The sequence below is a fragment of the Staphylococcus sp. GDY8P47P genome (assembly GCF_016892225.1).
GTDB lineage: Bacteria > Bacillota > Bacilli > Staphylococcales > Staphylococcaceae > Staphylococcus > Staphylococcus borealis.
In genome coordinates, this window is sequence record NZ_JAFENV010000005.1 from 149,433 (window position 1) to 168,103 (window position 18,671).

General features: G+C 34.0%; 18 protein-coding genes and 1 tRNA gene. 2 read left to right on the forward strand and 17 right to left on the reverse strand.

Annotated elements, in window-relative coordinates; genetic code table 11:
• Positions 1–15: 15 nt before the first annotated feature.
• From murD to bshC, 7 genes are all read right to left on the reverse strand, one after another.
• Positions 16–1,365, reverse strand: coding sequence for a UDP-N-acetylmuramoyl-L-alanine--D-glutamate ligase (murD, locus tag JVV30_RS00725; protein ID WP_070855443.1), 1,350 nt, complete (start codon positions 1,363–1,365; stop codon positions 16–18).
• Between the two features lies 1 nt (position 1,366).
• The gene (gene mraY, locus JVV30_RS00730) at positions 1,367–2,332 is read right to left on the reverse strand and encodes a phospho-N-acetylmuramoyl-pentapeptide-transferase (RefSeq protein WP_053029187.1); all 966 of its coding nucleotides are present in this window, start codon (positions 2,330–2,332) and stop codon (positions 1,367–1,369) included.
• A 243-nt stretch (positions 2,333–2,575) separates the two neighbouring features.
• Positions 2,576–4,894, reverse strand: coding sequence for a penicillin-binding protein (locus tag JVV30_RS00735; RefSeq protein ID WP_204192928.1), 2,319 nt, complete (start codon positions 4,892–4,894; stop codon positions 2,576–2,578).
• Positions 4,875–5,276, reverse strand: a complete 402-nt coding sequence (gene ftsL / locus JVV30_RS00740) for a cell division protein FtsL (protein ID WP_070855439.1) — start codon at positions 5,274–5,276, stop codon at positions 4,875–4,877. Before ftsL ends, JVV30_RS00735 begins: the two co-directional genes overlap by 20 nt.
• Before the next feature lie 13 nt (positions 5,277–5,289).
• A complete protein-coding gene (gene rsmH / locus JVV30_RS00745) occupies positions 5,290–6,225 on the reverse strand; it encodes a 16S rRNA (cytosine(1402)-N(4))-methyltransferase RsmH (protein ID WP_070855437.1) in 936 nt (311 codons plus the stop codon).
• A gap of 14 nt (positions 6,226–6,239) precedes the next feature.
• A complete protein-coding gene (gene mraZ, locus JVV30_RS00750; RefSeq protein ID WP_053029183.1) occupies positions 6,240–6,671 on the reverse strand; it encodes a division/cell wall cluster transcriptional repressor MraZ in 432 nt (143 codons plus the stop codon).
• A 142-nt stretch (positions 6,672–6,813) separates the two neighbouring features.
• A complete protein-coding gene (gene bshC / locus JVV30_RS00755; protein WP_204192931.1) occupies positions 6,814–8,427 on the reverse strand; it encodes a bacillithiol biosynthesis cysteine-adding enzyme BshC in 1,614 nt (537 codons plus the stop codon).
• 189 nt (positions 8,428–8,616) lie between these two features.
• Here bshC and JVV30_RS00760 point away from each other — a divergent pair, with 189 nt between their 5' ends.
• Positions 8,617–9,060, forward strand: a complete 444-nt coding sequence (locus tag JVV30_RS00760) for an N-acetyltransferase (RefSeq protein ID WP_053029181.1) — start codon at positions 8,617–8,619, stop codon at positions 9,058–9,060.
• A 211-nt stretch (positions 9,061–9,271) separates the two neighbouring features.
• Here JVV30_RS00760 and JVV30_RS00765 read toward each other — a convergent pair whose 3' ends face one another.
• The 6 genes from JVV30_RS00765 to JVV30_RS00790 all read right to left on the reverse strand — a co-directional run bounded on the left by JVV30_RS00765 (position 9,272) and on the right by JVV30_RS00790 (position 10,992).
• The gene (locus tag JVV30_RS00765) at positions 9,272–9,973 is read right to left on the reverse strand and encodes a YjjG family noncanonical pyrimidine nucleotidase (protein WP_053029180.1); all 702 of its coding nucleotides are present in this window, start codon (positions 9,971–9,973) and stop codon (positions 9,272–9,274) included.
• 109 nt (positions 9,974–10,082) lie between these two features.
• Positions 10,083–10,217, reverse strand: coding sequence for a beta-class phenol-soluble modulin (locus tag JVV30_RS00770; RefSeq protein ID WP_070855434.1), 135 nt, complete (start codon positions 10,215–10,217; stop codon positions 10,083–10,085).
• A gap of 63 nt (positions 10,218–10,280) precedes the next feature.
• Complete coding sequence (locus JVV30_RS00775) at positions 10,281–10,415, reverse strand: beta-class phenol-soluble modulin (RefSeq protein WP_070855432.1); 135 nt, start codon at positions 10,413–10,415, stop codon at positions 10,281–10,283.
• Between the two features lie 59 nt (positions 10,416–10,474).
• Positions 10,475–10,609, reverse strand: coding sequence for a phenol-soluble modulin PSM-beta-3 (locus tag JVV30_RS00780; RefSeq protein WP_011276028.1), 135 nt, complete (start codon positions 10,607–10,609; stop codon positions 10,475–10,477).
• A 53-nt stretch (positions 10,610–10,662) separates the two neighbouring features.
• Positions 10,663–10,797, reverse strand: coding sequence for a beta-class phenol-soluble modulin (locus JVV30_RS00785; RefSeq protein ID WP_070855429.1), 135 nt, complete (start codon positions 10,795–10,797; stop codon positions 10,663–10,665).
• A gap of 60 nt (positions 10,798–10,857) precedes the next feature.
• A complete protein-coding gene (locus tag JVV30_RS00790) occupies positions 10,858–10,992 on the reverse strand; it encodes a phenol-soluble modulin PSM-beta-3 (protein ID WP_011276028.1) in 135 nt (44 codons plus the stop codon).
• Between the two features lie 683 nt (positions 10,993–11,675).
• Here JVV30_RS00790 and JVV30_RS00795 point away from each other — a divergent pair.
• Positions 11,676–11,749, forward strand: a tRNA-Arg gene (locus JVV30_RS00795).
• 501 nt (positions 11,750–12,250) lie between these two features.
• On the opposite strand, the gene JVV30_RS00800 is transcribed toward JVV30_RS00795, so the two are convergent.
• Genes JVV30_RS00800 through JVV30_RS00815 form a run of 4 tightly spaced genes read right to left on the reverse strand, consistent with a single transcriptional unit; the run spans position 12,251 to position 18,665 of the window.
• Positions 12,251–13,960 (reverse strand): peptidoglycan recognition protein family protein, encoded by a 1,710-nt coding sequence (locus JVV30_RS00800; protein WP_204192934.1) that lies wholly within the window; start codon positions 13,958–13,960, stop codon positions 12,251–12,253.
• Positions 13,960–14,259 (reverse strand): hypothetical protein, encoded by a 300-nt coding sequence (locus JVV30_RS00805; RefSeq protein ID WP_048681864.1) that lies wholly within the window; start codon positions 14,257–14,259, stop codon positions 13,960–13,962. The genes JVV30_RS00800 and JVV30_RS00805 overlap by 1 nt, the downstream gene beginning before the upstream one ends.
• Positions 14,260–14,312: 53 nt before the next feature.
• Entirely contained in the window at positions 14,313–16,700 is a 2,388-nt protein-coding gene (locus JVV30_RS00810; RefSeq protein ID WP_204192937.1) for an SGNH/GDSL hydrolase family protein, read from the reverse strand.
• Positions 16,701–16,751: 51 nt separating this feature from the next.
• Entirely contained in the window at positions 16,752–18,665 is a 1,914-nt protein-coding gene (locus JVV30_RS00815; protein ID WP_204192940.1) for a glucosaminidase domain-containing protein, read from the reverse strand.
• Positions 18,666–18,671: the final 6 nt, after the last annotated feature.

Sequence of the window (18,671 nt, forward strand, 5' to 3'; positions counted from 1 at the left end):
TTGATTTCACAACCTTTAATAAGATGGTAAGTGGGCACGGAAGCTCTCTATAAATCTTTCTCCACGTTCTTCAAATGTATTATATTGATCCCAACTTGCACAAGCTGGAGATAATAAGACAACATCATTCGGTTCAACTACATCTTGTACTTTTTTGACTGCATCTTCAATATCTGTAGCTTTGACGACGATTTTGCCTTGACTATTGCCAAGTTTAGCAAATTTTTCTTGCGTTTGACCAAAAACAACCATAACACGAACATTTTTCATATAAGGGATTAATTCATCAAATTCATTCCCACGATCTAAACCACCACATAACCATACTATAGGTTGTTTAAAGGAATTTAATGCAAACTGTGTTGCTAATGTATTCGTAGCTTTAGAATCATTATAATATTTATTCGTGCGATTGGCGCCAATATATTGCAATCTATGATCTATACCGGAGAATGTCGTTAAACTATCAACGATGGCCTTTATTGGGACACCAGCTAGAATAGAGGCCAATACTGCAGCGAGAATATTCTCTAAATTGTGCTCACCTGGTAGAACTAAATCATCAATATTGATGATTCTTATGCCCTTATAGATAATAAAGCCATCTTTAATGTAAATACCGTCAACTTCCTGATGTGTAGAGAAATACAGTGTCTTAGCTTTTAAACTCTCTGACTCAATTAATTGTCTTTGATGATAATTACATATTAAATAATCATCTTCAGTTTGATTTTTATAGATTTGTTTCTTAGCATTTTGATAATTTTCAAGCGTTTCGTGATAATCAAGATGCGCTGAATATATGTTTGTAATAATTGCAATATGAGGACGATATTGTTCTACACCTAATAATTGAAAAGATGACAATTCAGTTATGAGAAATTCATCTGGTGACGTTTCTTGTGCTACTTTAGATGCCACATAACCTATATTTCCAGATAAACGACCAGTCAATCTACTTTTCTTGAACATATCCCCTATTAAAGAAGTGGTAGTTGTTTTACCATTGGTACCAGTAACTGCAATAATAGGTGCTTCAGATATTAAATAGCTTAATTCGACCTCAGTTAAAATCTTTAAATGACGTTGATAAGCCTCTTTAATAATAGAAACGGTGTATGGGATACCAGGGTTCTTGACAATAATAGGATTATTATCAAGTAACGATAAAGGATGCCCACCATCAACAATTTTAACACCTAATGCTTCTAAATCCTTGGCATGTGGATCTTGAGATAAATCTTTGCCATCATTGACTGTTACATTTGCACCTAGTTTAATTAGTAACTTAGCCGCTTCATATCCGCTTTTTGCTAATCCTACCACAAGGACATCTTTATTTTCTAATCCTTTATAATCGAGCATGCTAATGCACTCCTATCCATAATCCGATTAATCCTGAAATTAAACCAACTGTCCAAAATACTGTTACAACTTTCCATTCTCCCCAACCACTTAATTCAAAGTGATGATGGATTGGGCTCATTTTAAAGATACGTTTTTTTGTAAGTTTGTAAGAAGCAACTTGTAACATAACTGAAGCTGTTTCGATTACAAATACTAATCCAACTAGTAATAATGATAATTCTTGATTTAACATAATTGAGATTGTAGCAAAAATACCACCCAAAGCTAAACTACCTGTATCACCCATAAATACTTTTGCAGGATTAAGGTTATATGGAAGAAATCCTAATAAAGCAAAAATCATTATGATACAAAATGCACCAATTGCTGGTGAATCTAAAACAAAGCTCATAATGGCATACATTGTAAAGCCAATGATTGATAGTCCTGTTGCTAAGCCATCTAAACCATCTGTTAAATTCACAGCATTTGAGAATCCAACTTGCCAAAATACGATAAAAATAACATAAGCAAATGATAATGGAATGCTAATATTTGTAAAAGGTATATTTAAATCAGTTGAAAACGCTATAAGATGAAATACGTCACTAAGTACAAAGAATACTATTGCAATAGCGATTTGTGCTAAAAATTTCTGTTTGCTTGTTAAACCTTGATTGTTTTTCTTAACTACGATGATGTAATCATCGATAAAGCCAATCAAACCAAAACCAATTGTTACAAATAATAATAATATGATTGGATTTGAATTATCTACAAAGAAAATTGCAATAATTGATGTGATGATAATACTAATTAAAAAGGTCAAACCACCCATTGTAGGTGTTCCTGTCTTCTTCATGTGACTTTGCGGACCTTCTTCACGAATACTTTGTCCAAATTTCATTCGCTTAAGTGTCGGGATTAATATTGGTACTAAAATAAAAGTAATTAGTAGTGCGATAAACGCGAGTATAAAAAGCATAATGGTCTCCTTTATATATTTAATTTTTAAACGTTGTACTCTGAGTTAACTTCGTTATAATATCTTATTTATTTTATCAATATTTGTAAGTAAATTCATTTAAATATGAGTACAGTATTGAATGAAACACTTTGATGATACGTAATTTATAAAAACATCAGTGTTCATCCAATACCTGTACCTCATCATCTACCTTTTCAAGACAAGATCTGATTACTCATTAGCATCGTGTGTCGTACTGGACTACTCGTCTTGGCTAGATGAACGAGATGAATCTTCTTTGTTGTCTTCCCCACTAGTGTCAGAAGACGAATTTGATTTGTCTTTATCTGACGAATCATCACTTGATTGTTCTTTATTAGAAGCATCATTTGATGTTGAATCATTAGCACTAGCATTCGTCGACGTGTCATCAGGGTCTTCAGTAGATAATTCAATTTCAACTTTACTATTATCTTTTAATGTTGTTCCACTCGTAACCGATTGTTTTGTGACGTAACCACTACCTTTTGTTGTAACGTTAATGCCCGTTAATTCTTGGAAGGCAAGCACATCGTCTTTTGTCCAACCCTTCATATTTGGCATTGTAATATCACCATCAGTTAATAAAAGCACTTTACTGTTAGGCAATAGTTTTTTGTTTGGTTTAATCGATTGCGATTTAACATTATCTCCATTACCAATAACTACTGCTTGTAAATCTTCAGATTGCAGACTTTCTTTCGCTTTATCTGTAGACTGTCCTGATACATTCGGAACTTTTGAATATTGTGCTGATTTTGTTTCATCTGTTTTAGAACCTACATTTAAATATTTAAGTGTATTTTCCATGATTGGTTTAAATGCTTTACTTACACCCATTTCATAGGCTTCTTGGTCGTTTTTCTGAGCTAAGCTCATTCCAGCATAAACGATAACCTTAGGATTTTTCTTAGGTGCGTCGCCTATGAAACTTACAAAGTAAGGGTTCTCACCTTTAACATAACCGCCGCCTTTTTCATCTGCTACTTGGGCGGTACCAGTTTTACCTTCAATATCATAGCCGTCTACTCTATAGTTCATCGCATGACTTTTCTTACTATTAACTACTTTATCTAGTTCAGTTTCTACTTTACTTGCAGTTGAAGCAGTGATGGGTTTGCCTGCAAATTCTTTTTTGCCTTGATAGAATGTTTTCTTAGAAACTGGATTGTTAATACTTTCAACAAACCAAGGTTTCAACATATTGCCATCATTAAAGAAAGCAGATTGTGCCTGAATCATTTGTACTGGCGTTACAGTTGTAGATTGTCCAAATGCTGATGTTTTTTGCTGTAATTCATTTGACCAGGCAATATGACCTTCAGCTTCACCATCAAATAGACCGCCTGTTTTTTTACCAAAGCCAAATCGTTCATACCAAGATTTCATTTTGTCAGCACCTACAAGGTCTTGTAAATGCATCATCAATGTATTTGAAGAGTAAGTGAATCCAAGAGACATTGGGATTTCTCCCCAACCAGTTCTATTCCAGTCAGAAATTCGAGACCCCATAATATCACGGTGTCCAGACTCATATTTCTTATCAGGATCAAACTTACCTTCTTGTATAGCTGCTGCTAAACCGAATGATTTAAACGTTGAACCAGGTTCATACGTATTTTGATATAAGTCGTTCGCCCATTTTTTCCCAAAGTTTTCGCCAGTTTCTGGATTAAACGTAGGTCGTTGACTAAAAGCTAAAATCTCACCCGTTTGTGCATCCATCACAACAGCAAATAAATCCTTTGGTTGATATCGCTTAACCATATCATCCAGTGCTTTCTCTACGAACACTTGAATATTAGAGTCAATCGTTAAATGAACATCGTCGCCACGTTTAGGTGATTTTTCATTTTTAGTATTTGGAGCTATATATCCCCAAATATCTTGAATATACGACAACGCACCTTTAGTACCACTTAAATAACTGTCAAAGATTTTTTCTACACCAAGTGCACCTTTTAATTCGCCTGTATCCGGATTTTTCTGAGCCATCCCAATTAAATGAGACGCGAAATTACCATTTGGATAAAATCGTTCAGTTTCTGGATATAATGTGATGCCAGGTAAATCCATTTTTTCGAGTTTTTGTTTATCTTGATACGTTAAATTGGTTCCTTTTTGCCCAAATTCTACTTGGAATGCTTTTTTCTGATTAAGCCTTTTTTCAATTTCTTCAGGTTTCATATCTATAATTTTAGATAATGCTTTAGCAGTTTTTTTCTTATCTTCGACATAGCGTGGTTTATCACCACTTTTACCTGCACTTTTATCAACAACAGCCACAACTTTGTATCTTTCTACATCTTCTGCGAGAATTTTACCGTTTCTATCGTAGATCTTACCTCGTTCCGCCTGTTCATTGGTTTGAACAAGATACTTTTCATTTGCTCGCATAACTAAATCCTGTCCATCTGAATGACCTGTAATCATTATGTACGCATATCTTAAAACCAATATAAAAAAGAGCAGTCCGAATATACCAACAAGGAGGACTGCTCCTAATTTATTTTTTCTAATTTTAATTTTTCGCTTCGCCATTTATACGCACTACCTTTACATTGTCGTTATTTAGGCTCATACCTTGTGCTTTAGCCTTGTCGTAAATGCGTTGGTAAGAAGAACTTTTCTTTATTTCAGATTGAATCGCGCTATTTTCACTTGATTGTTGTTCAATTTTAGAATCTAAATCTGCAATTTTTCCATTAGTATCATACGCATCCATTTTTAAAGATAGCATATAGATAGCAATAACTGCAATTGCAGTAACAAGTGTTATGTATAAGTATTTCTCAAACCTTGTGAGTTGAACTACAACCTTTTTTGTGACAGTTCGTGTTTGTGGTTTTGGTTGAGGTTGTTGTTTCGGTATACTATTGTGCTGAACGTCTTCATATGGTTCATATATTTCTTCTACAGCCATCGTCAATTACTCCTTATTTTAAAATTTCTGCAACACGTAATTTTGCACTGCGCGCTCTGTTATTTTCATCCAAATCTGTGTCAGTTGCCGTTATTGGTTTACGATTTACTCTTTTAAGTTTAGGTGTGTAAGCTTCAGGAATAATTGGTAACCCTCGTGGCACTTCAGGACCCTTTTCATACTCTTGGAACATTTGCTTACATAATCTGTCTTCTAAAGAGTGGAAAGTGATTACTGAAATTCTGCCTCCAACTTTCACAAGCTCAATCGCTTGTTCAATTGAACCCTCGAATGCAGATAACTCATCATTGACTGCTATACGTATAGCTTGAAATACACGTTTTGCAGGATGACCACCTTTTCTTCGAGCTTTAGCAGGAATGCCTTCTTTAATAATGTCAACTAGCTCTAATGTAGTTTCGATAGGCTGATGTTCACGATGTGCTTCGATTCGTCTCGCTATTTGTTTAGAAAATTTTTCTTCTCCATAACGATAAAAAATCTTAACAAGCGCTTCATATGGCCATTGATTGACTACTTCATATGCGCTAAGTTGCTGCGTTTGGTCCATTCTCATATCCAGTTTGGCATCATGATGGTAACTAAATCCTCGCTCTGGAACATCTAATTGTGGACTCGAAACGCCTAAGTCATAATAAATTCCGTCTACCTTTTCAATGTTCAAATTTTTTAAAATGTCAGTCAATTCTCTAAAATTACTATGTACGAACGTGACTTTGTGTAGATGATCTTTCAATACTTCTTTAGCATTATCTAATGCTGTTGTGTCTTGATCAATCGCAATTAATCTACCGTCATCGTTTAATTGATTTAATAAATAGAGAGCATGACCCGCGCCACCAAGCGTACAGTCTACATAAATACCATCTTCCTTGATGTCTAGATAATCTATTGTTTCGTTGAGCATGACGCTAATATGATGAAACACGACCTATTCCTCCATTAAAAATCAAAATCTATTAAATCTTCAGCAATATCTTCGAAACTTTCTTCAGATTCATCATAAAAATCTTTCCAAATTTCTCTATCCCAAATTTCAATTCGATTTGAGACGCCTATTACTGTACATTCTTTTGTTAAATTAGCGTATTTCCTTAAATTTTGAGGAATATTAATACGCCCTTGCTTATCCAATTCCACTTCAATCGCACCTGAGAAGAACATACGCATAAACTTACGTGCGTCTTTTTTTGTCATAGGTAAGGTTTTCATTTTGTCTTCTATTTGTTGCCATTCTTCAAGTGTGTAACCGAATAAACATTTATCAAGGCCTCGTGTGATAATAAAACGTTCGTTTAAGTCATATCTAAACTTAGATGGAATTATCATACGTCCTTTAGCATCAAGTTGATGTTCGTATTCTCCCATGAACATTATTATCACCTCACCTTATTTATAATTTACCACATATCCCCACTATCCTCCACTAATTCTGTAAAATATCTTAAAATTCTTTTTTCTATACAAAAAAACCCTATTTTATCATTCCGATAAAATAGGGCTAATGCCTGATTTATTAAGGTTTTACAATAATTTGGTCAAATGTGTATTCAAGTGGTGGATAAGTGGAGGGACTGAACACATCAATCCCAAAATCATTCATAATTTGGAGTGGATTCCAAATTCTTTCTTGCAGTCCGTGGTGAGGATGTAATACGAAATCCAATTCTCTAAATTGTCTCATGCTAATATCATTTTCTCGTTCAATATTTAATAAATAGCGCTTAAGTAAATAATCAAATTGTTTATTATGAATGTCTCTATTTTTAGTAACTAAATTTAAATTGTCTTGGTTCCCTTGAACTTCATTTAATAATTGCTCATATACATTGTCATGTTTGGCTTGCAATTCTTCTACTTGTTGAATGAAGGTGTTGGATGCTTTTTCTCGTACAAATTTATTTTTGTCATCATCAATACCAGTTTGAATTACTTTTTCAACATTCAAATTATATTGCTTCAATAGCTTTTCTGTTCTCTCCATCATATAAGTGATTTTCATACGTGGTAAAACAATAGGCATTTCAACATCTAGTAAATGGAACACACCATTTAATTCTGCCCAATACTTAATCTCACTTGGGCCACCTATGAATGCTACAGTATTGAATAACCATTCTTCCATGACTGGTCTTGTGACAACGTTGTTTGAGAATCGCTCTGGCTCAGCTTCTATCAATTCCATGAGTTCCTTTTCTGAGAAAGTGCTCTCTGACTTACTTAATTTAAAATGGTCACCATCTCTTGTTATTAATTGTCGCATCCCATCTTCATGAAGGAATAAATGAACATTCGTGTCAGTCTGAATCATTTGTATTAACCCAGCCTCAATAGTTTGTTCTTGTGTTTGTCTAAATGCCTGATCAATTTTAGTGTGTTGATTTACAATTTCTTTTAATAATGGTTTCTCCAGTTGTCTTAGGTTATTATTTTGTGCATCAATGAGTAACAAACCGTAATCTTTAAAGACTTCATGTAATAAAGCTTTAAAGATATCTGTCCATGTATCAAACGTATTAATAATATCCACACATAAGTTATATAAAGGTTTAGAATGCTTAGTTTCTTTTAATTCTTTGAAGAAAAGATTTAATGCATTAAGTAGCGCTTCTTTATCAGGTGTATATCTTGAAACATTAGTTTCTGGTGGTGTCATTGTATGATATTTAACTTTCTTTAATTGTGCCTCATTGGCATTATATGCATACGTATGATTGACTTCATCAAAATCATGATCTTCCCCAGCAATCCAAAATACTGGTACAACCGTTTCACCGTATGCTTTAGTTAGTTGATTACTTAACGTAACAATTGAAAGTATTTTGTGGAACGTATATAAAGGTCCACCAAATAGACCGGCTTGTTGACCACCGATGACTACTTTTGCACCTTGTCCAAGCGCCTCTATGTGCTCTAGTTGAGAAGTCGTTAATTTTAAATCTGCCATATGGTCTTTAATGATTTGTGCTAATTGTTGTTCTCTACCATTATTTGGACGTTCCATTCTAGCAGTGAAGCTAGATGATGCAACAGAATCATACTGATAAAACGCTAATAATCGCTTGTCACTTTCTTTTAATTTTGAAATAAATAAATCTTTTTCTTTAAACTGAGTTACTCGACAGTCCATATCCATACTCCTTCAACATAGCTATTACTCATATAGTATAAAGATTATAGCACTATATGACAATTTTACGGCTTAAAAAATTATAAATAGTATTGTAAAAGATGCCTTTGCTAAGGTAAATATAATTGAATGATATTTACATATTATTTAAGTTATAATAAAACAAAAGAAATAAGGGGGATAATGAAAATGAGTGAAGTTAAACATCTTGAAATAAATTATAAAACAGACGAGTTATTTGAAGCTTTTAGAGCGTTTGGAAATAAAGATTTATACATGGTAGAAGAACTACAAGGTCAAATGATAGACGCTAGTTCCGATTCACCATTCTATGGCATTTTCCATGGTGAAAACCTTGTTGCGCGTATGGCGTTGTTAAAAAAAGGTGATGTTGAAGAAATTTATTTTCCAGAATTTGACGACTATTTACTATTATGGAAATTGGAAGTATTAGAGAAGTACCAAAACAAAGGATACGGCCAATCACTCATTGATTACGCCAAATCTTATAATATGCCTATCAAAGCGATTGCACGTCAAAATTCTAAAAACTTTTTAATCAATCAAGATTTTGAGGATGTTCATGCCAAAAATCCTGAAGGCCACGATGTACTTGTTTGGTCTCCTAAATAATCGTTTTATAACGTGAACAAAAAAGTGATTCAAATCGTTTCTATATAAAACCAAAATTCAATTACTAGAAAAAAGCCAGTAAATGTGTTTTGACTTAATTCATTTACTGGCTTCAATTTTTGAATAACTGAGAATTAATAGCTCACTAGCTCAACTTAACATATGTGTGACGTCTCTGTTCGGAGCCTTCTACGTTAAGCCCTGCACTCAGCTATGTTTCATTATCCATTTCAATTAATTTAACTAATTCGTCTAATGATTTAATTTCATAATCCGGCTCTATGTTAGAGGTGTTCTTCTTGTTTCTTATATTAAACCAGCATGTAGCGATATTAGCATTTTTGCCTCCTAATATATCTGAAGTTAACGAATCTCCTACGATAATGGCACTTTCTCGTTTCGCTTCACCTATTTCATCGAACACATAATCAAAAAATTCTATCATAGGCTTTTGATAGCCAGTCTCTTCTGAAATAAACACACCCGCAAATGTATCTTTAAACTGTAATTGCGCAATACGTCTTTTTTGCGTATCCGTAACGCCATTCGTTACGATATACAGTTCATTATTTTGAGCTAAGCGATCTATCGTTTCTAATGTTGAATCAAAGTGCTTAATAGGTGCCTTTGCTAATTCATCTCTAAACATAATATCCGCTTGTTTGCCATCAACCTCTATACCATAATGATTAAAATATTCAATAAAACGGTGGGATAGAACTTCTTCTTTAGTAAGTTTATTTTCTTGAAATGCCTCCCAATGTGCTTGATTAATTTGTTTAAAAAATTGAAAGTCTTCAGCTGTTGGATAATGTTGATAATGCTTTGCCATATTATGAAATGCTTTATCTTCAGCATCATAAAAATCAACTAAAGTATCATCGAAGTCTAATAGAATTGTATTATATTTCATCGTTTCATCCTTACTCATTATTTACTACTATGTATTTTAACAGAAATTGATCTATAAATTAAAAAAAGACCAGAGCGCTTGCCCTGGTCCATATGACTTAAAATGTATATTAGAAACCGAAGATTTTACCTAAAGCACTAATACCGTTTTCTACGATACCTACGATGTCAGTACCCATTTTACCCCAGTCTTTATCTTGACCTGCTTGAATTGCTGCTGCGATAGATTCTGCTAATTTTTGCATATTTATCTCTCCATTTCTGTTTGTATATTTATGATATTAACTAAGTTTAAAAAAAGCGTTGAATTAGAAACCAAAGATTTTACTTAATTCTGTTACACCGTTAGAAATTACATCTAAAATGCTTGTACCTAATTTAGTCCAGTCTTGGTTTTGACCTGCTTCGATTGCACTTTTAATTGCGTTTGCGATTTTTTCCATGATTATAATCTCCTTTGTACTGTTTATTTATATTTAGATGAAATGTTTAAGTCGAAATATTAGAATCCGAATAATTTACCTAAAATGCCAACACCGTTTTCTACGATACCTACAATGCTTGTACCTAATTTAGCCCAATCTTGGTTTTGGCCTGCTTGAACTGCATCTGAGATTGCTTGTACTAATTTTGACATTTAAATCGCTCCATTTCTTTTATTTATATATTTAAACTGTATGTTTTAAGATATTAGAAACCAAAGATTTTACTTAATTCTGTTACACCGTTAGAAATTACATCTAAAATGCTTGTACCTAATTTAGTCCAGTCTTGGTTTTGGCCTGCTTCAATTGCGCCTTTGATTGCGTTTGCGATTTTTTCCATGATAATGATCTCCTTTATAATGTAGATTTATATTTTAATGAAATGTTATTAGTCGAAATATTAGAATCCGAATAATTTACCTAAAATGCCAACACCGTTTTCTACGATACCTACAATGCTTGTACCTAATTTAGCCCAATCTTGGTTTTGGCCTGCTTGAACTGCATCTGAAATTGCTTGTACTAATTTTGACATTTAAATCGCTCCATTTCTTTTTAGTTAGAATATTTGAATCTTAATGCACTCGTTTGTTCGAAATACATTAAGCTATTTCTTAAAACTAAAAACGATGAATTGGTAAGTTTTTGTTTACCTATCGTTTTGATACTTATACTATATACCGATTTGTTCGTTTTGCGTTCTATCTTTCTTAACTCAAACATTAAACATCAAAACTGTAGGCATTTGATTTCTTAGAATACACTTAGGCATTCATATATGTTGTACAAAATCAGACAATTCTGCAAACGTTTACAATACCTTTACATTCGCTTAAAATTAGATTATAAAACCCTCGCTTAAACAGTTTATTTCATCAATTATAGTCCTTGCTAAGTTAATCTGTGTCTATTTTCATCCATAAAACAAAGCATAATCGTAAATAAACGCGTATTAATAAATGATAATACTAATTAAACGACATTACTTTATCAATACCATTTCTGTTCACGCATTTCATCGTACTACTATTGATGACTAACGTTGAAATTCAAAATCGGCAGATAGCCTATAGAAGGTTTAACGTCTAATTTTGGTCAATTCGTTTCGCAAGAGTTACAAATACGCATAATTAGTGAAAAATATAAACTTTTTTTATATCAAAGCTATTGATAAATAAGGTTTCTTTAGCTATAATTATTCTTGTGTTAAAAAATCATGTCCTGGTAGCTCAGCTGGATAGAGCAATGGCCTTCTAAGCCATCGGTCGGGGGTTCGAATCCCTCCCAGGACGCTATTAACCGAAAATTAAACACTTTTCGAAATTAAGAATCCCATAACGACGGGGTTCTTTTTATTTTGCCTATTAATAACACACCATATAATACAAATTTTTAGGGACTTTTTAGGGACCCGAGTCCCTCACATAAAAAACCACGCTCATAAGAACGTGGTTTAACCTCATAAATAAATCTTAAAAATCTCTACTATCACAAATTGGGCATGTATCTATTATAACATAAAAAAGCTACCCAGTGACATGTTAGGTAGCTTAGAAGGGAACATGCTCAATCGAGTTGTTCCAAAAGATCATTAAATTTTTAACTGGGCGCAAAACCCTTGTAAGTTAATTATAACATAATTAATAGGCAACCGTCGCAACAGTTAACCTCAAGTACACTCCGCAGATGTGTACCGCAATTTCTATTTAATTATAGCATAAAAAAGAGGGTAGTCCTAGTGACTACCCTAATTTGGAGATCTTTGTATAATGTCGTACTATTACTATAACATGTTAATACACTTTTGTAATTCTTAAACGTTCATGCCAAATATAACCATTGTTATTTTTAGAATAAACACGACACCAACCGTTTTTAATTTCAAACACATAGAATTGGTTATAACCTGCTCTATATACGTCGTTTGTCGTATACCATTCCTTGCCTTTAAATTTAACTAAAGTGGCTCCGTAATGGTCAACTCTTGCTCTAAATTTAGCTTTAGATGATTTCTTCATCGTTTTAGGAGGAATGTTACCTACTTTTAAGCCAGTAGTGCTATCTAGTTTGTTTTTCTGATTAACTATTTGTTTGTTCGGTTTATTCGCTAATTTACTTCCACCTGAAGTTTTATAAATATCTTTAACGATAAGACGTTCATACCATACAAAACCGTTATTGCTAGCACTGTATACTCTAGCCCAACCATCACGAATTTCATAAACATAAAATACCTCACCCGGTTTGTATGTTTCGTTTGTAACAACCATGACATTGTTATGATTTGGTCTACAAATACTTACACCAGCATTATCTGCAACAGCTTTGAAGTATGGTTGGTTACTCCATGTAAGTTTTTTAGGAGGCGTTGCATTTATAGTCAATGATCCATTTGATTTACGTGTCGCTGTTTTAACTTCTTTAATATCTGTTAAATCTACGCTATCATCAGCAAAGTCTGGAACAATGAAGTGGGTTAATCCTGTATAATCATCTTCACGCAATTTAGCTGGTGTATTGGCATTTCCATCATAGTTTTGCTCTAAGATTGTGAATGTATTTGTACCACCCGAATTGTCCCAAACTAAACCTGTATGTCCCCATTCTCTATAAATACCTTCAGTATACACTGCAATAGCGCAAATAGGAGGAACATAATTTCTTGTATTTTTAACTACTTTCCAACCTTTAGGCATAGCATTTAAAGTATGCAATTCTTTGGCATTACCATAAAATCTTACGCCACCTGTCACATGATATATGAAGTCTACAACGACATCAGCACATTGAAAAGCATACATATTATCAAAGTCTACAAACTGACCTTTCAAGCTGTGCATGTATTCAATTGCTTGTTTATACTTAACCACACTTTGTGGCGAAGGTGTCGGCTTTTTGTTTGTTTTCGTTGATAGTTTCTTACTTGGTGAGGACTTAACACCATTGATGTATTTAGCAATCTGTTTATCTAGATGCTTAACGTTTCGTGAATATCCGCAAGCCTCTAATAAGTTTCCGGGATCAATTTTATCATCTTGAATGTCTTGGTGTCCCGGCACTTCTGTTTTGTAATCAATGCCCCAATAGTTACATAAATAAGCTAATACACGTGCCATATTATCTAATGACTTACGAGAACGTTTTTGACTACTAGGGAAGTAACTACCTTCCACGCCAAACGCTACATCATTTGCATCGGCGTTATACCATTGATTGTCTGTCGGTGTATTGTATAAAACATGCCATGCTTTTTCGGTAACTGGAATACAGACAATACATTCCTTATCATCAACGAATATATGAGCGCTAGCAACAATCGACCAATCAATCATATACGTATTTTTATAATAATTCACGTTTGTTTGTGCTGTTGTTTCAGGATTACCTGTATCATGTGCTACCGCAAATAATGGTTTTTTACTTGTTAAGGGTTGCCCACTTCTACGTGTCCCAATCGGTAAAAAATCATATTTAACGGGAACGCCATTCCATTTTTCTGCCATTATGCACGACCTCCACCAATTTTATTATTTTTATCTTTAGTTGAACCTGTACGTGGTCGAACTGTTTCCCAAATACCAGTAGCCATTAGCCCACTTATTAAACCAGCAAGCAATCGACCACCAATTGATAACTCTGTTACAATTTCGGGAATAAAAGCTGTAATACCACCTAAAACGATACCTATACCAATAGCTATTAAAGGTACAATATTTTTAGGTACTCCAGCTTGCTTAACTAATTGTGTTAATGCGATTGTGATAACTGAAATCACTGTTGCAAATGCGATAATACTTTCCATTTCTTTCACTCCTTATTCAAAATAAAAAACCAACCTTAAAGGTTAGCTTTAAATTATTTATATGTTATTTTAATCTCTACATTTTTATATTTAACTCTTCCGTTAGTATCAACGCTTTCTTGTGTTAAAACATTTACGAAGTCTTGAACGCTAGATGTTTTGTTATACATTTCTCCATCATTATACTTAGGCACCGTGTACCAAGTAGGAGAGTTACTAAATATAGCGCTAGCATTATTCAATGTTTTGTTTTGATACTCTATTTTCGTAACAGTTTTATTAGTTAAATCTAACGCTTTAGAATCTACATTCACTGTAAAACTTTGGTCATTCTTCCAATAAATGCCAGTAGGTGTGAGCGTCGCAGTATATGTGCCGTCACTGTTAGCTATTGGTATTACTGGTGTGACTGTAGTGGTATTGTTGGTCGCAGTTGTCTTTATAGGTGTTTTGCTATAAATGATTTTTAATTCTATCTGTTTATAATCTATTCTGCTAGATGTCGACGTTTCAATTGGTACATCTTTTAAGAAGTTTGTAATTTCAGTTAATCTATTATAATCATTGCCATCTGCGTAATTGTTCAATTGATAATAAGCCGGTGTGTTTACAGATACACTGCTAGGTTTGCCGATTTTACTTGTGGCTGTTTCAATACTACTTATATAAATTTCTTCTACATTCATATCGAAAGGATCTATATTGATAGCGAAACTTTGTCCTTTAATCCAAAACATTCTTTTAGGATATAAATAAGTGGCAAATAATCCGTTGCCTAAATCTTCATCTGGTTTATCTGATTTAGGCGTGCGATATAAAGGACTATCAACATCAACTTTTGGAGATTCGCTATTAGTTGCCGTAGACATTCCATCAGTATCACTATACGAACCTACAACCTTACTGTTTGCGTCAACATGCGTAACTTTCAAGACTGTCGGTAAATATTCATAACCACGACCACTTGTATAGTCCATTGTTTCTAATGTGTTTGTGAATTCTATAACCTCTTTAGTTCTGTTGTATTGAGAACCATCTGGATAATCTGGGATTGTATACCAGAAAGGTGAATTTGCAGTCATACCCATTTGGTTGATTAAACTACCATTATCACTTTCTACTTTGATGATTTTTCGACCTGTTAAATCTAAAGTAGATTTATCAAAATTTAGAATTAAACTTTGTTTTGGTTTCCAATAAATCGACTTAGGTGTTATATAACTTACTATTGCACCATTATCTAATGTTTCATCATTTCGTTTAGGTTTCTTATACTCAACCTTAGGAGAAACTACCGCAAAATTTTCGTAAAACGATTGTATTTGATGAGATATAAACTCATGACCTTTTGCATTTGGATGTAATCCATCTTCTTTACCAGGTTCGTATGAAAAATATGTTTTATTAACATAGTCAATCCATACTTTCAAATTACTATCGTGATATAAATCTAAAACTGGCAATGAGAATTTGCTAGCAACCTTTTTAATTACATTTACAAGGTCACCTAGTGTGTAATCCGCTTTGTTTTGTTGTTCATTCATTGGATTACATTCCAATCTTGGCAATGGCGTTAGGACTACAATAGGCGTTGTTGGAAATTGCTCTGTTAGTTGTTTATAAGTATAGTAGATTGCACTTGCAACAGTGCTAGGAGATATATTATCTGGATCTCCTAACGGTCTAATTTTATCGCCAACTAATCCCCAGTCATTTGTACCTAAGAACACGCTTATAAAATCTGGTTGTTCTTTGATATCGTACGCCACATTTTTTCTATCTTGATAACCAGTACCACTAATTCCCATATTTACGTTTTTTAGTCCTGTTCTATTTGCAATGAATTGATGGTAATTCGTAGTTGTTCTGAAGTTCTTTTCTGTAATACTATCGCCAATAAACACTCCAGTTAAGCCATTCAGTTGCGATGTTGAAGATGTGTTAATTGGTGTATTGTCGTTATGGTCTGTAGGGTTTTCTGGTGTGTGATAACCTTGTTCTTGCATAATTTTTTTGATTAATGATTGTAAAATACTTTCGTCTACAACTTTAGTAACCGCATTTTCTATACCACTATCAATAATTTGAAACGTAAAATTAGCTACGTGAATAGTCTTGTTAGAATTTTCCATGAATAATTTACACGATACTCTACCAGCATGTTTGATGACTTTAGTAGGTATGTTGTATTGAATCAATCCACTTTCTGCGATTAACATTTCTGTAGGCTCATCAATGAATATAGAGCCATCTTGCATGAACAAATCTAGTTTCGGTTTCATATCAGTATCGTTTAGATTGACTGGTTGTCCATCGTAATTGATTCTAATTCTGATAAATGCAGTGTTTTCATCTTCTGTGTAGAAACGACTACCAATATCCCCTATATCAACATTTCTAGGGTTGATATGTGTTTCTACATCTGTCATTTTGATTATCATATATGCACCTTCTTTGAATAATTAAAGGCTACCTACTCACAGTAGATAGCCTTATTTATATTTGTCCCTAACGTAGTAGAGACCTTTTAACCCTATTTTTTTGTAATAACTGTATATTGTACTTGCTTGATGTTCGCACCAACGTATGTCTGTTGCATATTGATGTGTGGCAGGGTTTTTAGGGTTCCAACGCATACGGTATAATGTGTTTTGCCCTTTGTTGATGTAATCTTGTCTAACAAATTTAGCGCCACCGATAATAGCTTTTGCCGGTGTCGTCCAACCTCTACCACGCGCAAAAGCAATAGCATTGTTAGGGTTGTTGTCATAAGCACCTATACCGAAGTAGTTATATACACCATAACGCCCACTAGCAAAGTTACTTGTACCATTACCACTTTCCAGTAACGCATGCGCAATCAAATATATCTCATTAATGTTATATTTTTTACAACCGTCTGCAAACGCCTTACCTTGACCTGATAACGTTCCACGTCCTTTTAAGATAACATTCAATTTTGATACGCTAATACCTTGATACTTGCCTAAATTAAGCATCTGGTATCGTTGTGATGAGCTATTCCATATAGATGTAGGGTTCATCGCTGCACTAACAGCTGAACGGCTAGGGAAGTACCAACTATAACCATTACTTTTTTGTGGGTACCCTCTACTCATCTGTAAGTTAAGCGCTTGAGTAAATGTAAACCCACTCTTTTCTACTGTAACCTTAGCTTTAGTTTGTTTTGATTTAGATTTAGAAGTAGATGGTGTTGTAACTGTCGGTTTAGTTGTTTTAGCCTCTTTATCAGATTTAATTTTAATTATTTTTGTGCTTGTAGTCGTCACTATTTTCTCTTTTAGTAAATTATCTTTTTTGAGATACATCTCGATAATCTTGCTCTCGACTTCTTTATACTTACTTTCGTCTGGAATGCCGTTTTTTATCATGTCGTAATTGATTAAATCTTTCATCGAACGCCATATATTAGGGTCGGCTTTAATTGTGCTTTCAGATAGCTTAATTTTTGACCAACTCATTAACCACACACCATATATCAACGCTTGTAGTTGGTTTAGCATGAATTGGCGTTTGCTTTCTGTTTGCGCGCCACAAACTTCTAACACTAACCAACCTGGGTGTGAGGGCGCCTCTGTATCAGGTGGTCTTGGGGTCCATATTTGTTCACGATCAATATAGACGTGTGGATATTCATCTTTGCTAACAAACCTATTACGTTGCAAATACAACTCTTCAACATCACGCAAATGAGGACATTCTTTGATGTATATACCTTTAGGCTTAGTCATCAAATTGCCGTCATCTACGATTAAATGGTCGTTGTATTCTAATTCTTTATCTAGAGAGTATAGAAAGTCAGTGTATTGGACTTTTTTAACTTTTTTGGTAGTTGGCTTTGTTTGTTCAGTGGTATTTTTGTCTGGTGTAGGCGATGTACTAGGTACAGGTTTAGTAGGCTTAGTTGTTGGTTTAGGTTTCTTTTTAACTTCTTTTTGATATGGTGGTCTAACAAACCCGCTAATACCGTAATAACTATGTTTTTCTAACGAACCAGGAGAACCTGTATAGCCGTTGGCATTTCGCCAATTTTGGTCAACGCTAGTAAAATAATTGCGGTTACTTGGTCCTACAACTACAGCTGTGTGACCTGTACCGTTGTTAAATGAACCTGTCCCCCAAACAGCAAAATCACCAGGCTTGGGAACAAATGACGCTGTATTTCTGTAAAATTTAAACCCTCTAGGATAGCGATACCATGCCATAGCGATAGCGTTACCTGTTGTAAAAAAATTCCAATATCTTTTGAAAATGAAGTTAGGTAAGTCCCAACATTGCGCGCCATAATAACCATCGACATCTAGCCTTTTACCTATCCTGCTTCTCGCCCATGCTGCAACCTCTGATGCTGTAGGTTTTCGTTTTTTCGGGTTTGGTAATCCCATTTATCC